This window comes from Burkholderia aenigmatica, assembly GCF_048627025.1.
GTDB lineage: Bacteria > Pseudomonadota > Gammaproteobacteria > Burkholderiales > Burkholderiaceae > Burkholderia > Burkholderia aenigmatica.
Window position 1 is genome coordinate 3,284,600 of the sequence record NZ_CP184468.1, and the last position, 17,791, is coordinate 3,302,390.

Consider the following 17,791-nt stretch of genomic DNA (forward strand, 5'->3'; position numbering starts at 1 on the left):
CGGTGCCCGCGCCTCGTCAGCCGCAGCGCCTGAGCGACACGCGCAGTTCGTCGGCGAACTGCGCGCGCTTGTACTGCGCGAGATGCTGCCCGATTACGACGGTCTGCCCGCGCGATACCAGCCGAATCGGATCGCGTGGCGTCGCACCCGGCTCGACCCGCACCCAGCGCGGGTTGAATTCGATCTGCGTGAGCCGCTCCGCATCCATCCGCTCGATCACGAGCCGGTGCGGATACAGCCTGATGCGTTCGTAATCGACCGCATGGCGAGCATAAATCGCAAATGCGACACCCACAGCCAGCAACTCGATTCCGGTGAAGGGCATGACGAGCCAAGCCCCCCGCCACATCAGCAATGTCGCGATCACCAGCGAGAAGCCCGCGAGCGACGCGTAAAACAGCACGAACTGGCGCGGCGACGCCGAACAATTGCGTTTCATGAGCCAGTCTTCGAGGACCGGCTCACCGTTCGTCGTCTCCGCCAAAACCCTCGCTGCTTCCATCGCCGCCTCACGCGAATGGCATGCGATGCATGCCTGCATCGGACTCGTCGCCCCGTATTGCGGGGACCCCGGGACGACAAGCTGACGCATTATAGGCGGGTTCAATGGCATCCACAAGCAAGCGACTATCGGCCCGCGAGCCAAGCGCGACAAGCTTTTCGGCCATTTTAGGCGCCAATTCGACCCCGCTTTGCGCTGCTAATTTCAGACATAACAAAACCCCTCTTTACCGCTTTACCGATTCTTCGGACGCCCCTTTCCGATGTCTTCGATGCGCACGATCCCGTGCCCTTCGGCGGTCGTGCGCGGCACGGCCTTCCAGGCGTGGCCGTAGATCACTTCGAACGTCAGCGGAATCGTGCCGTCCGCGCGCCGGCGGGCCTCCAGCGCGTCGCCGAGCGCCGCGCGAAAGCGCCGCGTCGCGCGCTGCGGCGCCTCGCGGTCGAACGGATAGGCGCCCCAACCGCGCACGTCGGCCAGCAGGGAATCGGGGGTTTTGTAGGTGACGGTCAGCACTTCCTGATCCATCACGGGAATCTCGAAGCCGCTCTCGACGAGCATGTCGCCGAGGTCGTGCATGTCGACGAAATCGATCACGCGCGCGGCGGGCGGCGTCATGCCGAGCGCCGCTTCGGCGTCCGCGCAGGCCGCGCGCAGTTCGCGCAGGGTATCGGGGCCGAGCGTGCTGAACATCAGCAGCCCGTTGACGCGCAGCACGCGCTGCCATTCGGGCAGCACTGCGTCCGGGCGCGAATGCCAGTGGAGGGCGAGGTTCGACCAGATCAGGTCGAACGCGCCGCCGGGGAACGGCAGCGCGGCGAAATCGGCCTGCGCGACGCGCGGGCCGCGCTGGCCCAGTGCACGGCCGAGCGAGGCCGGCAGCCAGCGGCGCCAGCTCGTCTGCTCGACCTCGCGCTGCCCCGCTCGCGCGAGCATCGCGCCGGACAGGTCGACGCCGAATACGGGCGCCTCCGGAAAGCGCGCGCGCAGCGCCGGCAGGTCGTCACCCGGGCCGCAGCCCGCGTCCAGCACGGCTGCGGGGCTCACCTTGATGTATTCGAGGCGCTCGTTCATGCGCTGCGCGATCTCGCGCGGCAGGAACGCGACCGCATCGAACGTGGCGGCACGGCGGTCGAAGATCCGCCGCAGGCGCCTTGCGTCATTGGCCGGACGGCCGGTTGAAGTCGAAGCTGGGGACATGTCGGGCACACTGGCGAAGAGCCCGAAGTATACTCGCTCGCCCCGCAGGCTTCATTGAGGCGGGGTGTCAGGAGTGTTGCGATGATCCGCAGTTCCGCCCGACGTACGATGCGCGTCGCTTTGTCGCAGGTTTGCACGCTGGCAGCGCGCGTCGCCGCGGTCGCGCTACCCAATCGCTGCGCACTGTGCGGCAATTTGTCACACGCCGTGATTTGCGGCGCTTGCGACGCCGCGTACTGGAATGAAGCGCGGCTGCGCTGCGACGTCTGCGCGCTGCCGCTGGGCATCGGGCACGCTCGTTCGCCCCGGCCCCGCGGCGCTCGCGCCGCCGGCCGTGCAGCCGCGTACCGTTGCGACGCGTGCCGTGCGGCGCCGCCGCCGTTCGATGCGACGCTCGCGCTGGCGGATTACCGCGCGCCGCTCGACGGGCTCGCGCGCGGCCTGAAGTTTCACCGGCAACTCGCGCTCGGCGCCGAATTCGCGGCACGGCTCGCCCGGCTGACCGAGGATACGCCCGGCGCCGGCGGCTTCGACCTGGTGGCGCCGGTGCCGCTGTCGCACCGGCGGCTCGTCGCGCGCGGCTACAACCAGGCGTGGGCGATCGCGCGTCCGCTCGCGCGGCGGCTCGGCGTGCACGCGGATGCGGCGCTGCTCGCGCGGGTCGCCGACACCGCGCCGCAGTCGCGGCTCGACCGGCACGCACGGCGCGACAACGTGATGGCGGCATTCGCAGTGGCGGGTGGCGTCGCCGGCCGCCACGTCGCGCTCGTCGACGACGTGATGACCTCCGGCGCGACGCTCGCGGCCGCCGCGCAGGCGCTCAAGGCGGCGGGCGCCGCACGCGTGACGAATCTGGTTGCGCTGCGCACCGCCAGGGACTAATTAGATAGAGAGGCCAGCCGCCCGGATACGGCGGCGGCCGTCATGAACCGGCCGGCCGGGAAAGCGCACGCGTCGCCCCGGCCGGCCCAGCCAAACCGAAACATGTTCAACGTCGTCCTCGTCGCTCCCGAAATTCCGCCGAACACCGGCAACGTGATCCGCCTGTGCGCCAACACGGGCGCGCGCCTGCACCTGATCGAACCGCTCGGCTTCCCGCTCGACGACGCGCGCATGCGCCGCGCGGGCCTCGACTATCACGAGTACGCGCAGATGCGCGTGCACCGCGACTGGGACGCGTTCGTCACGGCAGAAACGCCCGATCCCGCGCGGATGTTCGCGTTCACGACGCGCGGCTCGGGCCGCTTCCACGATCATGCGTTCCTGCCCGGCGACTGGTTCGTGTTCGGCTCGGAAACGCGCGGCCTGCCCGCCGAGCTGCTCGAGCGCTTCCCGAACGAACAGCGCGTGCGCCTGCCGATGCGGCCGGACAACCGCAGCCTGAACCTGTCGAACACGGTCGCGGTGGTCGTGTTCGAGGCGTGGCGCCAGGCCGGCTTCGAAGGCGGCGCATGACGCCGGCGCGGCGCATCCCGCCCCGCGGGACGCGTCACGTCCGCGCGAGCCGCGCGCGATACAGGTCGTAAATGTCGGGGGAAAAGCACGCGAACACCACGCGTGCGAGGTTCGGCGCCTGCGGCAGCATTTCGGCGACGGTGCCCACCGCGATCTCGACGGCTTCTTCAGCCGGATAGCGATAGATGCCACAGCTGATCGCCGGGAACGCGATCGACGTTGCCGCGACCTCCTCGGCCAGCTCGATCGCGCGCCGGTAGCACGACGCGAGCAGCTCGGCCTCGCCACGCCCGCCGCCATGCCACACGGGCCCGACCGCGTGGATCACGTAGCGCGCCGGCAGCCCGTGGCCGCGCGTGAGCTTGGCATCGCCCGTCTCGCAGCCGCCCAGCGTGCGGCATTCGGCGAGCAGGCCGGGGCCGGCCGCGCGGTGGATCGCGCCGTCGACGCCGCCTCCGCCGAGCAGCGAGCCGTTCGCGGCATTGACGATCGCGTCGACATCGAGCGTCGTGATGTCGACGACCTGCGCATCGAGCGTGGTGGAATGGATCTGCAGCATGACAACCTCCCGGAACGCCGGAGACTGTTCAAGCGTAGCGCGCTTTGACGCCCCGCGCCCGACGCAAACACGGCGCCAGGCGGCGCCGTGCCACGTTACTCGGCGCGTGCGTCGCGCCGCAGCAGGCCGCTGACGGCGTCGCGCGGCGCGATGCCGTCGAACAGCACGCCGCACACGGCTTCGGTGATCGGCATTTCGATCGACTGCGCGCGCGCGATGGCCAGCACGGCCTGCGCGCAGCGCACGCCTTCGGCCACGTGGCCAAGCGCGCCGAGGATATCGTTCAGCGTGCGGCCGGCCGCCAGTTGCAGGCCGACCGTGCGGTTGCGCGACAGGTCGCCCGTGGCGGTGAGGATCAGGTCGCCGAGGCCCGTGAGGCCCGTGAAGGTTTCTGCGCGGCCGCCGAGCGCGACGCCGAGCCGCGACATTTCGGCGAGCCCGCGCGTAATCAGCGCGGCGCGCGCGTTCAGCCCGAGACCGAGGCCGTCGGCGATGCCGGTCGCGATCGCGAGCACGTTCTTCACCGCGCCGCCGACCTCGACGCCGACCACGTCGTCGCCCGTATAGATCCGCATCGCGCCGTGATGGAACGCGGCGAGCGTGCGCTCACGGCATTCGGCGGACGGGCTTGCCACCGTCAGCGCGACGGGCAGCGACTGTCCGACCTCGCGCGCGAAGCTCGGCCCCGACAGCACGCCGTTGCTGTGCTGTTCGGGCAGCTCGGCCGCGATCACCTGATGCGGCAGCAGATGCGTATCGGCCTCGAAGCCCTTGCAGACCCACACGACGTGCGCGGGCACGCAGCCTGCGTCGCGCATCGCGTGACACAGCGTGCGCAGCCCTGCCACGGGCGCGGCGATCACGCACAGTGCGTCGTCCGCGGCGCCATGCGCGAGCGCGGCGCCGAGATCAGCGTCGTAGCGCAATGCGTCAGGCAGCGCGATGCCGTCCAGATAGCGGGAATTTTCGTGCCGGGCCTGCAGCCCGGCGATGAGCGCGGCGTCGCGCGCCCACAGAAGCGTATCGTGCCGCGCGGCCAGATGGCCCGCGAGCGCGGTGCCCCAGGCACCGGCGCCGAGAACGGCTACTTTCATACCCAGCACCGGTCCTCCGAGTAAAACGTCAGTTCAGCGTCGTGCCGTTCGGTGCACCTGCTGCGGCACCGGCCTGCTGCTGAAGCTGCGCGAGGCGTTGTTCGTACAGCGCCTGGAAGTTGATTTCCGCCAGGTGGATCGGCGGGAAGCCCGCGCGCGTGATCGCGTCGGCGATGTTCGAACGCAGGTACGGGAACAGGATCGTCGGGCATGCGATGCCGACGAGCGGGTCGAGCTGTTCGTCCGGAATGTTGCGGATGTCGAAAATGCCGGCCTGCTTCGCTTCGATCAGGAACGCGACCTTGTCCTTCACCTTCGCGGTGACGGTGCCCGACACGACGACTTCGAACACGCTTTCCGCGAGGCGGTCGGCCTTGACGTCGACTTCGACTTCAACCGACGGCATGTCCTGCTCGAGGAAGATCGCCGGCGAATTCGGCTGCTCGAGCGACATATCCTTCAGGTAGACGCGCTGGATGTTGAAGAACGGTTGGTTTTCGACGTCGGACATGGTGTTTCCCTAAAAGTGGTGACGGGGCGGCCCGGCTTCTCGCCGGCCGCCTCGGATAATCCTGCGCGCTCAAGCCGCAGCGCGGCCGGCGGCCATTCTGCCCTAATCAGGCCGCTTGCAGAAGCGGGACGAGCCCGCCTTCACGGTCGAGCTTCGACAGATCGTCGTAACCGCCGACGTGCGTGTCGCCGATATAGATCTGCGGCACCGTGCGGCGCCCCGTGCGCGTCATCATTTCATCGCGGCGGGCCGGATCGCGGTCGATCAGGACCTTCTCGATCTGCTCGACACCGCGCAGCTTCAGCAGGCGCTCGGCCTGGATGCAATACGGACACACCTGCGTGCTGTACATCAAAACCTTGTTCACTTCGCCACTCCTTGTTTGACGACCGGCATCCCGGCCTGCTGCCAGGCGGCCACGCCGCCCTCGAGCACGTGCACCTCGGCGTAGCCCGCCGCCTCGACCTCGCGCGCCGCCTTCTGCGACTGCTGGCCGTTCTGGCAGACGAGCAGCACCGGCGTGCTCTTGTTCTTCGCGACCTGCGCGATCTTCGTGCCGATCTCGCCCGCCGCGACCTGACGTGCCGACGGCAGGTGGCCGGCAGCAAAATCGGACGCGGCGCGCACGTCGATCACGACCGCGTTGCGGCGGTTGATGAGTTGCGTCGCCTCTGCGGCCGACAGGCCGCCACGGCCGCGGCGCAGCGCGGGCCAGGCCAGCAGGCCGCCGGATACCACCAGGATCGCGATAAGGGCCAGGTTGGTGTAATCGGTAAAGAACGTCACGGAATTCCGCCGGAAAAAGAGAAATCGGATGAGGACAATCCCGCCATTATAAAATAACCGTCTTGCGCGATGGCGGGCCCGGGTCGGGTCCTGCTCGATGCGCCACAGCTTCCTTCACTACCGACCGCAAGATCCATGTACAAACTCGTTCTCATCCGCCACGGCGAATCGACGTGGAACAAGGAAAACCGCTTCACCGGCTGGGTCGACGTCGACCTGACCGAACAGGGTCGCAACGAGGCCTACCAGGCCGGCGAATTGCTCAAGGAGGCCGGCTACACGTTCGACATCGCGTACACGTCCGTCCTCAAGCGCGCGATCCGCACGCTGTGGCACGTGCAGGACAAGATGGACCTCATGTACCTGCCGGTCGTCCACTCGTGGCGCCTGAACGAGCGCCACTACGGCGCGCTGTCGGGCCTGAACAAGGCGGAAACGGCCGCGAAGTTCGGCGACGACCAGGTGCTCGTGTGGCGCCGCAGCTACGACACGCCGCCGCCCGCGCTCGAGCCGACCGACGAACGCGCGCCATTCAACGACCCGCGCTATGCGAAGGTGCCGCGCGAGCAGCTGCCGCTCACCGAATGCCTGAAGGATACGGTCGCGCGCGTGCTGCCGCTGTGGAACGAGTCGATCGCGCCGGCAGTCCGCGCCGGCAAGCAGGTGCTGATCGCCGCGCACGGCAACTCGCTGCGCGCGCTGATCAAGTACCTCGACGGCATCTCGGACAGCGACATCGTCGGCCTGAACATCCCGAACGGCGTGCCGCTCGTGTATGAACTCGACGAAAACCTGAAGCCGATCAAGCACTATTACCTCGGCGACCAGGACGCGATCGCGCAGGCGCAAGCCGCCGTCGCGAAGCAGGGCAAGGCGGGCTGACGCCCGTCGGCCGGGTGAGCCGCGTCCGGCGCGGCGTGCCCGGCCCCCGCCCCTGCCCCTGCCCCTGCCCGGCGCACTGCGCGAACCTTCGCGGCTCCGGCGCTGTCGAAACCGCTTTCGAACCCGCAGCGCATGCGGCGGTGCCCCGCCGGGCTGGCTCCCGGCCCTTTTCGACGCTTTTCGCGCCGTTCCACTGAGTTATCGGACGAACAGTTATACTTGTCCGCTACATCATCCCCGCTACCGCCACGCGCTTCCCGACCGCACCAGATCTCTATGCGAATGAAATTGAAGAACATCGGCCTGATTGCCGCGGGCCTCGCCACGGGCGTGTTCGCCACGCTGCAGGTTTCCGCATCGGCCGAGCAGACCGCCACGGCGCCGCTTCCCCTCGACCAGCTCCGCCTGTTCGCGGAAGTCTTCGGACAGATCAAGCGCGAGTACGTCGAACCGGTCGACGACAAGAAGCTGCTGACGGCCGCGATCAAGGGCATGGTGTCGAGCCTCGACCCGCACTCGTCGTTCCTCGACAAGACCGACTATGACGAGCTGCAGGAGCAGACGAAGGGCCGCTTCGCGGGTCTCGGCATCGAGATCTCGCAGGAAGACGGCCTCGTCAAGGTGATCTCGCCGATCGAAGATACGCCCGCGTTCCGCGCCGGCATCCGTCCGGGCGACCTGATCACGCGCATCAACGACAAGCCGGTGCGCGGCATGACGCTCGACAAGGCCGTGAAGCAGATGCGCGGCGAGCCGGGCACCAAGGTCACGCTGACGATCTTCCGCAAGAGCGACGACCGCACGTTCCCGGTCACCGTCACACGCGCGATCATCAAGGTCCAGAGCGTGAAGATGAAGATCCTCGATCCGGGCTATGCGTATGTCCGCATCACGAGCTTCCAGGAGCGCACGACGCCCGATCTCGCCCAGAAGCTGCAGGACATCGCACGCCAGCAGCCGAACCTGAAGGGCCTCGTCCTCGACCTGCGCAACAACGGCGGCGGCCTGCTGCAGAGCGCGGTCGGCGTGGCCGGCGCGTTCCTGCCGCCCGACTCCGTCGTCGTGTCGACCAACGGCCAGATCGCCGATTCGAAGCAGGTCTACCGCGATACGTACGACAACTATCGCCTGCCGTCCTTCGACGGCGATCCGCTGAAGAACCTGCCGCCGGTCTTCAAGACCGTGCCGATGATCGTGCTGACGAACGCCTATTCGGCGTCCGCGTCGGAAATCGTCGCCGGTGCGCTGCAGGATTCGAAGCGTGCGCAGATCATGGGCAAGACGACGTTCGGCAAGGGTTCGGTGCAGACGGTCCGCCCGATGACGGCCGACACCGCGCTGCGCCTGACTACCGCGTACTACTACACGCCGAGCGGCCGTTCGATCCAGAACAAGGGCATCACGCCGGACGTGCCGGTCGATCAGTACGCGGACGGCGATCCGGACGACGTGCTCGTGACGCGTGAGGTCGACTACTCGAACCACCTCGCGAACACGCAGGATCCGAACGAGAAGAAGGAACAGGAAGACCGCGAGCAGCGCCGGATGGATCAGCTGCGGATCCTCGAAGAGCAGAACGACAAGAAGACGCCGGAGCAGCGCCAGAAGGATCGCGATCGCAAGCCGATCGAGTTCGGCAGCGCCGACGACTTCATGATGCAGCAGGCGCTCAACAAGCTCGAAGGCAAGCCGGTCCAGGAATCGAAGTCGCTGCTCGCCGAGAGCACGACGAAGAGCCCGGCCGGCAAGGCTGCGGCGGGCTCGAAGGCATCGGGCGCAAGCGCGAAGCCGGCAGCCGCACCGAAGCCCGCGTCCGCGCCGCAGTAAGCGCCGGCCGGCATCCGACGGGCCATCGCGGGAAGACCGCGATGGCCCGTTTTTCATGCGCGCCTAAAATAACGACACGTCCGCCGCCTCGCCCACGACTCCCCATGAACGACGATCAACTCCTTCGCTACTCCCGTCACATCCTCGTCGACGAAATCGGCATCGAGGCGCAGCAGCGCTTTCTCGATGCGCATGCGATCGTCGTCGGCGCGGGTGGTCTTGGCTCGCCCGCCGCGATGTACCTCGCGGCATCGGGCGTCGGCACGATCACGCTCGTGGACGCCGATACGGTCGACCTGACGAACCTGCAGCGGCAGATCCTGCACGTGACGGCATCGGTCGGCCGCCACAAGGTCGAATCGGGGCGCGACGCGCTCGCGCAGCTGAACCCCGAGGTGAAGGTGCACGCGGTCGCCGAGCGCGTCGACGACGCGTGGCTCGACGCGCACGTGCCGCGCGCGACCGTCGTGCTCGACTGCACCGACAACTTCGCGACGCGGCACGCGATCAACCGCGCGTGCGTCGCGCACGGCGTGCCGCTCGTGTCGGGCGCCGCGCTGCGCTTCGACGGGCAGATCAGCACGTTCGACTTCCGCGACCCGGCCGCGCCCTGCTATGCGTGCGTGTTTCCGGAAGACCAGCCGTTCGAGGAAGTCGCGTGCGCGACGATGGGCGTGTTCGCGCCGACGGTCGGGATCATCGGCGCGATGCAGGCCGCCGAGGCGCTGCGCGTGATCGGCGACATCGGCAAGACGCTCAACGGGCGGCTGATGATGCTCGATTCGCTGCGGATGGAATGGACGACGATGAAAATCGCGCGCCAGGCCGACTGCCCCGTGTGCGGGGGCCGGCACTGACGCGCGACGGGCATGCGCCGTTCGGCGCATGCGTTGTGACACTTCCCTACAGTCTGAGCGGCGCCGTGAGCGCCTACGCAGCCGCGTCGGCGCGCGGTTCGGCAACCGACAGGCGCTGCAACGCGGCCTGCACTTCCTCCGGCTCGAACGCAGCCAGCACGTCGGCCGTCGGCTTTTCGAGCGCCTTCAGGTGCGCACGCAGGATCTCCTGCTTCACGACCAGCAACTGGCTCGGGTGCATCGAGAACTCGGTGAGCCCCATCCCGAGCAACAGGCGCGTGAGCGCCGGATCGCCGGCCATCTCCCCACAGACCGACACCGACACGCCTGCGCGCTTCGCTTCGCGCAACGTATAGGCGATCAGGTGCAGCACGGCCGGATGCAGCGGGTCGTACAGGTGCGCGACCGCGTTGTCGGCGCGGTCGATCGCGAGCGTGTACTGGATCAGGTCGTTCGTGCCGATCGACAGGAAATCGAACCGCTTCAGGAACAGCGGCAGCGCGATCGCCGCGGCCGGAATCTCGATCATCGCGCCGATCCGCACGTTCGGATCGTAGGCGAGCCCCGCGTCGTCGAGCTGGCGCTTCGCCTCGCGGATCAGGTCGAGCGTCTGGTCGATCTCCTGCGCGTGCGCGAGCATCGGGATCAGGATCTTCACCTGGCCGAACGCGGACGCGCGCAGGATCGCACGCAACTGCGTGAGGAACATCTGCGGCTCGGACAGGCTCCAGCGGATCGCGCGCAGGCCGAGCGCGGGGTTCGGCGCCGTCTCGTAGCCTTCGTCGAGCGCCTCGAGCGGCTTGTCCGCGCCGACGTCGATCGTGCGGATCGTCACCGGCATGCCCTTCATCCACTCGACGGCCCGCTTGTACGCGGCGAACTGCTCCTCCTCCTCCGGCATCTCCTTCTGATGCATGAACAGGAACTCGGAACGGAACAGCCCGACACCGACCGCGCCGGCCTCGACGGCCGCCTTTGCGTCGTCGGGCAGCTCGATGTTCGCGTACAGCTCGATCTTGGTGCCGCATAACGTTTGCGTCGGCGAGAACTTCAGACGCTGCAGCTTGCGTTGCTCCAGCAACTTTTCGGACTGCCGGTACGAATATTCCTCGAGGACGATCGGCGCCGGATCGACGATCACGATGCCCTGGTCGCCGTCGACGATGATCAGGTCGTCCTGGCGGATCAGCGCGCTCGCGTGCTGCACGCCGACCGCGGCCGGAATGCCGAGGCTGCGCGCGACGATCGCCGTGTGCGACGTGCGCCCGCCGAGGTCGGTGACGAACGCCTGGAACGACTGCGACTTGAACTGCATCATGTCGGCCGGCGCGATGTCGTGCGCGACGACGATCATCTCGTTCGTGCCGTTCTTGGCCGCGCGATCCAGTGCCTGCGACGCCGACGGCGCACCGGCGAGCGCCTTCAGCACGCGCTCGACCACCTGCTCGATGTCGGCCTTGCGCTCGCGCAGGTACTCGTCCTCGATGTCGTCGAAGTGGCGCGTGAGCAGCTCGAGCTGCTCGGTCAGCGCCCACTCGACGTTGTAGCGGCGCGTGCGGATCAGGTCGATGGTCTCCTGCACGAGCATCTCGTCGCTCAGGATCATCGCGTGCACGTCGATGAATGCGCCGACTTCGCTCGGGGTGTCGTCGGTCAGATCGGCGCGCAGCGCTTCGAGTTCGTGATGCACGACCTCGAGCGCCGTGCGGAAGCGCTCGACCTCCGCATCGATCTGGTTTGCCTCGACCAGGTAATGGGCGACGTCGAGCGCCGCCGGCGCGATCAGATACGCTCGCCCGATCGCGATACCACGTGAGACGGGAATGCCATGCAGCGTGAAGGACACGCGCACCTCCTCTGTACAAGTAAAGCCGCGGCACACTGCTGCGATGCGCTTATGACCCCGGTTAGCGATTATAAATTCCGCGACTCCCCGCTGACTGCATGCACCGCAGCATTGCGCATTCCGCATCAATGCTTCCGACGAAAAAAATGCCGCGGAATCCGCGGCATTCTGGCTGGAAACGGCAACGATCCCGCGTGAGGATCACTGGCCTTCGCCGAACTTGTCGGCGATCAGCTTCAGCAGTGCGTCCATCGCTTCCTGCTCGTCGGACCCTTCGGTCTCGATCGTCACGGTGCTGCCGATGCCGGCCGCCAGCATCATCACGCCCATGATGCTCTTCGCATTGATCTTGCGCCCGTTGCGTGTCATCCAGACTTCCGACTGGAAGTTGCCGGCCAGTTGCGTGAGCTTGGCCGATGCGCGCGCATGGAGCCCCAATTTATTGACGATGGTGGTTTCTTGTTGAAGCATGATTCTCGGTCGGGTCGGTCGGGGCCGCCGGCGGCGCGCGTCGGCGGTGCTGTCTAAAACGGAAAACGGGAAATCAGTGCGACTCGGTGCGCGGCTGCGGTTCGGGCGGAATCGGTGCGCACTGGCCGCAGCCGGTTTCCGTCGGCGGCGGCGGCGTACCGGCCGACACCTCGTGGACGCCCTTCGCGCCGCCGGACAGCGCCTTGTCGACCAGCTTGTCGAGCGGCACGGTGCGGTAGCAGACGACCCGCACGAGCATCGGCAGGTTCACGCCCGCGAGCACGCGCACGTTGTCGAGCTTCGCGAGCTGGCCCGCGATGTTCGCCGGCGTCGCGCCGTACATGTCGGTCAGCACGACCACACCGTTCTCTTCCCTGAGCCGCGCGAGTTCCGCGTGCGCGAACGCCATCACCTGGGTCGGATCGCTGTCCGCCATCACGTCGATACAGCCGATGCGTGCGGGCACGCCGCCGTAGATGTGCGCGATGCAGTCCCGCAGCGCGGTGGCGAGCGGGGCGTGCGCGATGATCAGAATCCCGGCCATGTCAGATCGCTCCCGGCCGCCCCTGGCGGGCCGACACCCCGCGGTGGGGCAATGAGCGTAGCGAGTGTGGGAAACGTTTCATGATCAGCCTTGCAACAGGTTCGGCCCGACCGCCGGGCCTTCGGTGCGCGATCGCGGCACCGGGCAAGCGGGCATTGTAGCAGGCCGGTCGAGCTGCTCCGGCGACGGGGGACCTGCGCGGCCCGCCGCCGGGGTTGCGCGGGAGACGGCCTACGCGGCCGCACGCTCCAGCGCGTCGATGAACATCGCGGCGACGTCGAAGCCGGTCTGCTCCATGATCTCGCGGAAACACGTCGGACTCGTGACGTTCACCTCGGTCAGCCAGTCGCCGATCGCATCGAGGCCGACCAGCAGCAGCCCGCGTGCCGCGAGCACCGGGCCGAGCGTGTCGGCGATCTCGCGATCGCGCGCGGTCAGCGGCTGCGCGACACCGAGCCCGCCCGCCGCGAGATTGCCGCGCACCTCGCTGCCCTGCGGAATCCGGGCGAGCGAATACGGCACCGGCTCGCCGCCGATCAGCAGGATGCGCTTGTCGCCGGCCTTGATCTCGGGGATGAATTTCTGCGCCATCACCGAGCGCGTGCCGTCGTGGCTCAGCATCTCGATGATCGAACCGAGGTTCATGCCGTCCGGCTTCACGCGGAACACGCCCATCCCGCCCATCCCGTCGAGCGGCTTCAGGATCACGTCGCCGTGCTCGGCATGGAACGCGCGCAGCCGTTTCGCATCGCGCGTGACGAGCGTCGGCGCGACGAACTGCGGAAACTCGCCGATCGCGAGCTTCTCCGAATGGTCGCGGATCGACTGCGCCTTGTTGAACACGCGTGCGCCCGCGCGCTCGGCCAGCTCCAGCAGCCAGGTGGACGTCACGTATTCCATGTCGAACGGCGGATCCTTGCGCATCAGCACCGCGCCGAACGATTCGAGGCGGCGCGCATCGACGGGCCCTTCTTCGTACCAGGTGTCGCGATGGAGGTCGTCCAGCTCGCCGACGAACGTGACGCGCCGTACGTCGGCCTCGACGGCGGAACCCGTCCACGCGAGGTGGCGCGGCTCGCACGCGTAGATCGCATGCCCGCGCCGCGCGGCCTCCGCCATCATCGCGTAGGTCGAATCCTTGTAGATCTTGAAGCGCTCGAGCGGGTCGGCGATAAAGAGAATGTCCATGAGGTCCTGTACTTGGCGAAGGTCCGTTACACCTGGATGGCTTCGGGATCGGTCTTTTCCAGTTCGATCGACGACGCGATCAGCGACAGCCGCGCGACGACGCCGTACATGTAGAAACGGTTCGGCGGCGCGGCACCCGGCTTCGCGCCGGCATCCGGCAGCGCGGTGTGCTCGAAGCCGAGCGGCACGTAGTGCATGCCGGGCGCGTTCAGGTTCTGGTCGCGCTCGCGGCCGGCGTGCGTGCGGTAGAAGCCGCCGACCACGTAGCGGTCGATCATGTACACGACGGGCTCCGCGACTTCGTCGCCAACGCGCTCGAACGTATACACGCCTTCCTGCACGATCACGTCGCGCACCGCGAGGCCGGCCTTCGACTCGGCCATCTGCGCGCGCTCGGCTTTCGACATGCGGCCGATCTCGGCCGCGTCGTGCACGGTCATCACGCCGCGCCCCGCCGTGCCCGCGTCGGCCTTCACGACGACGTACGGCTTCTCGCTGATCCCGTATTCGCGATACTTGCGCGCGATCTTCTTCAGCACGCCGTCGATCGCGTCGGCGAGCGCCTGCTCGCCTTCATGCGCCTGCCAGTCGACGCCTTCCACGTGCGCGAAATACGGATTCACCATCCACGGATCGACGCCGACCATCTTCGCGAACTTCTTCGCGACGTCGTCGTAGCACGAGAAGTGCGTCGACTTGCGGCGCACGGCCCAGCCCGCGTGCAGCGGCGGCAGCAGGTACTGCTCGTGCAGGTTTTCCAGCACGCCCGGAATCCCGGCCGACAGGTCGTTGTTCAGCAGGATCGAGCACGGATCGAAATTCTTCAAGCCGAGGCGGCGCTGCGAACGCTCGAGCGGTTCGAGCACGATCTTCTGGCCGTCGGCCAGCGTGATCGGCGTCATGTCGGTGATGCTCGGGTCGAGCGACCCGAAGCGCACGTTCAGGCCGGCCTGGCGCATGATCGTCGCGAGGCGCGCGACGTTTTCGAGGTAGAACGCGTTGCGGGTCGGCAGCTCGGGAATCACGAGCAGGTTTTTCGCGTCCGGGCAGATCTTCTCGATTGCGGCCATCGCGGCCTGCACGGCGAGCGGCAGCACTTCGGACGGCAGATTGTTGAATGCGCCGGGAAACAGGTTCGCGTCGACGGGCGCCAGCTTGAAGCCGGCGTTGCGCAGGTCCACCGAACAATAGAACGGCGGCGTATGTTCCTGCCATTCGAGCCTGAACCAGCGTTCGATCGCAGGCGTCGCGTCGAGGATCTTCTGCTCGAGTTCGAGCAGCGGACCGTTCAACGCGGTAACGAGGTGGGGAACCATGAATCACTCGCGAGCGGGAGAATGAAGATTGTAGAGCAATTGCTTTGCCCATTTGGGGATTGTTCCCGGCTTCGCAAGGGTTTGGAGGAAGTTTTCGGCTATTGACCCGATAGCGCGAAGGGTTATGCGCTACGGCAGCGCGCAGCAGGAGAAAAAAAGCCCGCCGGGTGGGGCGGGCCGAAGTCGCTGCGCTCATTCGTGACGGGCGCCGTCGTCGCGGCGGCCCGCCGGTCATTCTTATGACTTATTCGACGTGCTCGCCGTGCAGCACCACGTCGAGGCCTTCGCGCTCTTCCTCTTCCGACACGCGCAGGCCGATCGTCAGGTCGATCAGCTTCAGCAGCACGAAGCTCAGCACGCCGCTGTAGACCAGCGTGATCGCCACGCCCTTGGCCTGCAGCAGCAGGCTGCCGTCGGCGCCGCCGATATCCTTGACCGCGAACACGCCCGTCAGCAGCGCGCCGAGAATCCCGCCCACGCCGTGCACGCCGAACGCATCGAGCGAATCGTCGTAGCCGAGCTTCGACTTGAGCCACGTCGCCGACCAGAAGCACACGACGCCGGCTGCGATACCGATCGCGAGCGCACCCGTCACGCCGACGAAGCCGGCCGCCGGCGTGATCGCGACGAGGCCCGCGACCGCACCCGACACGATGCCGAGCACCGACGGCTTGCCGTGCGAGATCCACTCGGCGAACATCCAGCCGAGCGCCGCGCAGGCCGTCGCGACTTGCGTCGTCAGCATCGCGAAGCCGGCACGGCCGTCAGCCGCCACCGCCGAACCCGCGTTGAAGCCGAACCAGCCGACCCACAGCATCGAGCCGCCGATCATCGTCAGCACGAGGTTGTGCGGCGCCATCGATTCGCGGCCGAAGCCGACGCGCTTGCCGAGCATCAGGCACGACACGAGGCCTGCGATACCGGCGTTGATGTGCACCACGGTGCCGCCCGCGAAGTCGAGCACGCCGTCCGACGACAGCCAGCCGGTCGGCTCCCACACCATGTGCGCGATCGGCACATAGACGATCAGCGACCAGAGCGTCATGAACACGAGCATCGCCGAGAACTTCATGCGGTCGGCGAACGCGCCGCAGATCAGCGCCGGCGTGATGATCGCGAACGTCATCTGGTAGACGAAGTAGACCGATTCCGGAATCGTCGGCGCGAGGTGGCTGACGGTCAGCGTCGTCGCCTTGTCGCCGTGGATGTAGTTCATCCCGTGCAGGAACGCGCGCGACAGGCCGCCGATGAAGCCGTTGCCCGGCGTGAACGCGAGGCTGTAGCCGATCACCGTCCACAGCACCGTGATCACCGCGGTGATCGCGAAGCTCTGCATCACCGTCGCCAGCACGTTCTTCTTGCGGACCATGCCCGCGTAGAACAGCGCGAGGCCCGGGATCGTCATGAACAGCACGAGCGCGGTGGAGGTCAGCATCCACGCGGTGTCGCCCGCGCTGATCTTCGACGAATCGACGGAGAACGGTGCGGTCGGCGCAGCGGGTGCGGCCGGTGCCGATGCGGCAGCGGCAGCCGAGGCGTCGGTGGCGCCCGAGGCCGGTGCGGCGGCGGCGGCCGTGGCGGCCGTGGCGGATGCGTCGGTTGCAGCCGGCGCCGAAGCGGCCGGCGCGGCGGCAGCCGAGGCGTCGGAAGCCGTTGCGGCGGGCGCGGACGCAGCCGCGGCGGATGCCGCGTCGTCGGCGAGCGCGGAGCCGACGCCGGCCGCGATCAGCGAGCCGGCCATCAGCAGGGACATCAGAAGTTTGCGCATCTTGGGTTTCCTCTTGTCGCTTGTCTTGTCTGTTCTGTTACAGCGCGTCTGCGCCGGTCTCCCCGGTGCGAATCCGGATCACCTGTTCGATCGCCGTGACGAAGATCTTGCCGTCGCCGATCTTGCCGGTGCGCGCGGCCCGCTCGATCGCCTCGACCGCCTGGTCGACGAGATCGTCGGACACGGCGGCCTCGATCTTCATCTTCGGCAGGAAATCGACCACGTATTCGGCGCCGCGGTACAGCTCGGTATGCCCTTTCTGGCGCCCGAACCCTTTCACCTCCGTCACCGTGATGCCCGAGACGCCGAGGGCCGACAGCGCCTCGCGCGTCTCATCGAGCTTGAACGGCTTGATGATTGCGGTAATGAGTTTCATGAAGTCCTCTCGCTGGGTTGTCCCGTCGAATTGGTTGGAATGTTGTAACGGACTCTTCTCAGCAACTCGCATGCCATGTTGGCCCGAGCACCGTTTCAAAGGGCTTCATCAAGGGGTCGCATCCCGTGATGTAAGGTGCGGAAGCCCGGCCGAATGGTCAACATGGCCCGGTTTGCTGGCGCGGCGAAAGGATCGTTGCTAGAGTGCACGCACGTCCCGGATCACCGGGGCATTCACCCATGCGGGCGCCATGCCCGGAATTCGCGCTCCGGGCGCACCATTTCCGGTCATGCGTGCATCATGGGCACGTACGCAACTGAAGATGCACATTTTTTGTGCAAGGAAGGGGAATCACATGAAGCAACCCAGCGACGTTTTCAACGATCTGCAGTCGCGCGTCAGCGATCTGCTGAAAAACTCGCCGGCCAAGGACGTCGAGCGCAACGTGAAGGCCATGCTGTCGCAAGGCTTCTCGAAACTCGATCTCGTCACGCGCGAGGAATTCGACACGCAGGCCCAGGTGCTCGCCCGCACCCGCGTGCGCCTCGAGGAACTCGAGAAACGCGTCGCGGAACTCGAGCAGAAGCTCGCCGCGCCGCAAGCCTGACG

20 protein-coding genes are annotated in these 17,791 nt (G+C 67.3%); 6 read left to right on the top strand and 14 right to left on the bottom strand.

The genetic code is table 11. The annotated features are described in order from the left end of the window. Positions 1-16 precede the first annotated feature (16 nt). Positions 17-541, bottom strand: a complete 525-nt coding sequence (locus ACN8ZM_RS15375; RefSeq protein ID WP_046544359.1) for a DUF2244 domain-containing protein — start codon at positions 539-541, stop codon at positions 17-19. A 195-nt stretch (positions 542-736) separates the two neighbouring features. After that, entirely contained in the window at positions 737-1,702 is a 966-nt protein-coding gene (locus tag ACN8ZM_RS15380) for a methyltransferase domain-containing protein (protein WP_043187218.1), read from the bottom strand. An 81-nt stretch (positions 1,703-1,783) separates the two neighbouring features. Here ACN8ZM_RS15380 and ACN8ZM_RS15385 point away from each other — a divergent pair, with 81 nt between their 5' ends. Together ACN8ZM_RS15385 and trmL are read left to right on the top strand one after the other, a co-directional pair. Then, entirely contained in the window at positions 1,784-2,584 is an 801-nt protein-coding gene (locus tag ACN8ZM_RS15385) for a ComF family protein (RefSeq protein ID WP_420210249.1), read from the top strand. A gap of 102 nt (positions 2,585-2,686) precedes the next feature. Beyond that, positions 2,687-3,157 carry a tRNA (uridine(34)/cytosine(34)/5-carboxymethylaminomethyluridine(34)-2'-O)-methyltransferase TrmL gene (gene trmL, locus ACN8ZM_RS15390; protein ID WP_089451320.1) on the top strand — a complete coding sequence of 157 codons (471 nt, stop codon included), beginning with the start codon at positions 2,687-2,689 and terminating at the stop codon, positions 3,155-3,157. A gap of 34 nt (positions 3,158-3,191) precedes the next feature. Here the strand turns inward: trmL and ACN8ZM_RS15395 are convergent, their stop codons facing one another. From ACN8ZM_RS15395 to ACN8ZM_RS15415, 5 genes are all read right to left on the bottom strand, one after another. Continuing rightward, a complete protein-coding gene (locus ACN8ZM_RS15395; RefSeq protein WP_043187212.1) occupies positions 3,192-3,716 on the bottom strand; it encodes an O-acetyl-ADP-ribose deacetylase in 525 nt (174 codons plus the stop codon). 95 nt (positions 3,717-3,811) lie between these two features. Then, on the bottom strand, positions 3,812-4,810 hold the full coding sequence (locus ACN8ZM_RS15400; protein WP_043187210.1) for an NAD(P)H-dependent glycerol-3-phosphate dehydrogenase: 999 nt from the start codon (positions 4,808-4,810) through the stop codon (positions 3,812-3,814). A 28-nt stretch (positions 4,811-4,838) separates the two neighbouring features. Continuing rightward, positions 4,839-5,321 carry a protein-export chaperone SecB gene (gene secB, locus ACN8ZM_RS15405; protein WP_011353285.1) on the bottom strand — a complete coding sequence of 161 codons (483 nt, stop codon included), beginning with the start codon at positions 5,319-5,321 and terminating at the stop codon, positions 4,839-4,841. A 106-nt stretch (positions 5,322-5,427) separates the two neighbouring features. Further along, on the bottom strand, positions 5,428-5,688 hold the full coding sequence (grxC, locus tag ACN8ZM_RS15410) for a glutaredoxin 3 (protein WP_039346228.1): 261 nt from the start codon (positions 5,686-5,688) through the stop codon (positions 5,428-5,430). Then, positions 5,685-6,107 carry a rhodanese-like domain-containing protein gene (locus ACN8ZM_RS15415; RefSeq protein WP_011353287.1) on the bottom strand — a complete coding sequence of 141 codons (423 nt, stop codon included), beginning with the start codon at positions 6,105-6,107 and terminating at the stop codon, positions 5,685-5,687. Before ACN8ZM_RS15415 ends, grxC begins: the two co-directional genes overlap by 4 nt. Positions 6,108-6,242: 135 nt before the next feature. On the opposite strand from ACN8ZM_RS15415, the gene gpmA reads away from it, so the two are divergent. The 3 genes from gpmA (at position 6,243) to ACN8ZM_RS15430 (ending at position 9,673) form a co-directional block, all read left to right on the top strand. Then, positions 6,243-6,989 (top strand): 2,3-diphosphoglycerate-dependent phosphoglycerate mutase, encoded by a 747-nt coding sequence (gene gpmA / locus ACN8ZM_RS15420; RefSeq protein ID WP_027789056.1) that lies wholly within the window; start codon positions 6,243-6,245, stop codon positions 6,987-6,989. Between the two features lie 276 nt (positions 6,990-7,265). Continuing rightward, on the top strand, positions 7,266-8,816 hold the full coding sequence (locus tag ACN8ZM_RS15425) for a S41 family peptidase (protein WP_043187202.1): 1,551 nt from the start codon (positions 7,266-7,268) through the stop codon (positions 8,814-8,816). Between the two features lie 104 nt (positions 8,817-8,920). Further along, a complete protein-coding gene (locus ACN8ZM_RS15430; RefSeq protein ID WP_420210250.1) occupies positions 8,921-9,673 on the top strand; it encodes a HesA/MoeB/ThiF family protein in 753 nt (250 codons plus the stop codon). A 73-nt stretch (positions 9,674-9,746) separates the two neighbouring features. Here ACN8ZM_RS15430 and ptsP read toward each other — a convergent pair whose 3' ends face one another. The 7 genes from ptsP to ACN8ZM_RS15465 all read right to left on the bottom strand — a co-directional run bounded on the left by ptsP (position 9,747) and on the right by ACN8ZM_RS15465 (position 17,182). Next, positions 9,747-11,519, bottom strand: a complete 1,773-nt coding sequence (gene ptsP / locus ACN8ZM_RS15435; RefSeq protein WP_043187426.1) for a phosphoenolpyruvate--protein phosphotransferase — start codon at positions 11,517-11,519, stop codon at positions 9,747-9,749. Positions 11,520-11,720: 201 nt separating this feature from the next. Continuing rightward, entirely contained in the window at positions 11,721-11,990 is a 270-nt protein-coding gene (locus ACN8ZM_RS15440; protein ID WP_011353292.1) for an HPr family phosphocarrier protein, read from the bottom strand. Between the two features lie 73 nt (positions 11,991-12,063). Next, complete coding sequence (locus tag ACN8ZM_RS15445; protein ID WP_043187196.1) at positions 12,064-12,534, bottom strand: PTS sugar transporter subunit IIA; 471 nt, start codon at positions 12,532-12,534, stop codon at positions 12,064-12,066. Positions 12,535-12,765: 231 nt separating this feature from the next. After that, a complete protein-coding gene (gshB, locus tag ACN8ZM_RS15450) occupies positions 12,766-13,722 on the bottom strand; it encodes a glutathione synthase (protein WP_175026591.1) in 957 nt (318 codons plus the stop codon). 26 nt (positions 13,723-13,748) lie between these two features. Further along, positions 13,749-15,038: a glutamate--cysteine ligase gene (gene gshA / locus ACN8ZM_RS15455; RefSeq protein ID WP_043187192.1), complete on the bottom strand. Its 1,290-nt coding sequence runs from the start codon at positions 15,036-15,038 to the stop codon at positions 13,749-13,751. 244 nt (positions 15,039-15,282) lie between these two features. Then, positions 15,283-16,806: an ammonium transporter gene (locus ACN8ZM_RS15460; RefSeq protein WP_420210251.1), complete on the bottom strand. Its 1,524-nt coding sequence runs from the start codon at positions 16,804-16,806 to the stop codon at positions 15,283-15,285. A gap of 37 nt (positions 16,807-16,843) precedes the next feature. Then, a complete protein-coding gene (locus ACN8ZM_RS15465; RefSeq protein WP_027789049.1) occupies positions 16,844-17,182 on the bottom strand; it encodes a P-II family nitrogen regulator in 339 nt (112 codons plus the stop codon). A gap of 355 nt (positions 17,183-17,537) precedes the next feature. Between ACN8ZM_RS15465 and ACN8ZM_RS15470 the strand changes: the two genes are divergently transcribed. Further along, a complete protein-coding gene (locus tag ACN8ZM_RS15470; protein ID WP_006489451.1) occupies positions 17,538-17,789 on the top strand; it encodes an accessory factor UbiK family protein in 252 nt (83 codons plus the stop codon). Positions 17,790-17,791 lie beyond the last annotated feature (2 nt).

Bases quoted from the DNA above. Each gene is read 5' to 3' on its own strand.
- gshB (WP_175026591.1), bottom strand. From the start codon at position 13,722: ATGGACATTCTCTTTATCGCCGACCCGCTCGAGCGCTTCAAGATCTAC.
- gshA (WP_043187192.1), bottom strand. From the start codon at position 15,038: ATGGTTCCCCACCTCGTTACCGCGTTGAACGGTCCGCTGCTCGAACTC.
- ACN8ZM_RS15425 (WP_043187202.1), top strand. From the start codon at position 7,266: ATGCGAATGAAATTGAAGAACATCGGCCTGATTGCCGCGGGCCTCGCC.
- ACN8ZM_RS15440 (WP_011353292.1), bottom strand. From the start codon at position 11,990: ATGCTTCAACAAGAAACCACCATCGTCAATAAATTGGGGCTCCATGCG.
- ACN8ZM_RS15375 (WP_046544359.1), bottom strand. From the start codon at position 541: ATGCAGGCATGCATCGCATGCCATTCGCGTGAGGCGGCGATGGAAGCA.
- ACN8ZM_RS15460 (WP_420210251.1), bottom strand. From the start codon at position 16,806: ATGCGCAAACTTCTGATGTCCCTGCTGATGGCCGGCTCGCTGATCGCG.
- ACN8ZM_RS15430 (WP_420210250.1), top strand. From the start codon at position 8,921: ATGAACGACGATCAACTCCTTCGCTACTCCCGTCACATCCTCGTCGAC.
- ACN8ZM_RS15445 (WP_043187196.1), bottom strand. From the start codon at position 12,534: ATGGCCGGGATTCTGATCATCGCGCACGCCCCGCTCGCCACCGCGCTG.
- secB (WP_011353285.1), bottom strand. From the start codon at position 5,321: ATGTCCGACGTCGAAAACCAACCGTTCTTCAACATCCAGCGCGTCTAC.
- ACN8ZM_RS15380 (WP_043187218.1), bottom strand. From the start codon at position 1,702: ATGTCCCCAGCTTCGACTTCAACCGGCCGTCCGGCCAATGACGCAAGG.
- gpmA (WP_027789056.1), top strand. From the start codon at position 6,243: ATGTACAAACTCGTTCTCATCCGCCACGGCGAATCGACGTGGAACAAG.
- trmL (WP_089451320.1), top strand. From the start codon at position 2,687: ATGTTCAACGTCGTCCTCGTCGCTCCCGAAATTCCGCCGAACACCGGC.
- ACN8ZM_RS15400 (WP_043187210.1), bottom strand. From the start codon at position 4,810: ATGAAAGTAGCCGTTCTCGGCGCCGGTGCCTGGGGCACCGCGCTCGCG.
- ACN8ZM_RS15470 (WP_006489451.1), top strand. From the start codon at position 17,538: ATGAAGCAACCCAGCGACGTTTTCAACGATCTGCAGTCGCGCGTCAGC.
- ACN8ZM_RS15385 (WP_420210249.1), top strand. From the start codon at position 1,784: ATGATCCGCAGTTCCGCCCGACGTACGATGCGCGTCGCTTTGTCGCAG.
- ACN8ZM_RS15395 (WP_043187212.1), bottom strand. From the start codon at position 3,716: ATGCTGCAGATCCATTCCACCACGCTCGATGCGCAGGTCGTCGACATC.
- ACN8ZM_RS15465 (WP_027789049.1), bottom strand. From the start codon at position 17,182: ATGAAACTCATTACCGCAATCATCAAGCCGTTCAAGCTCGATGAGACG.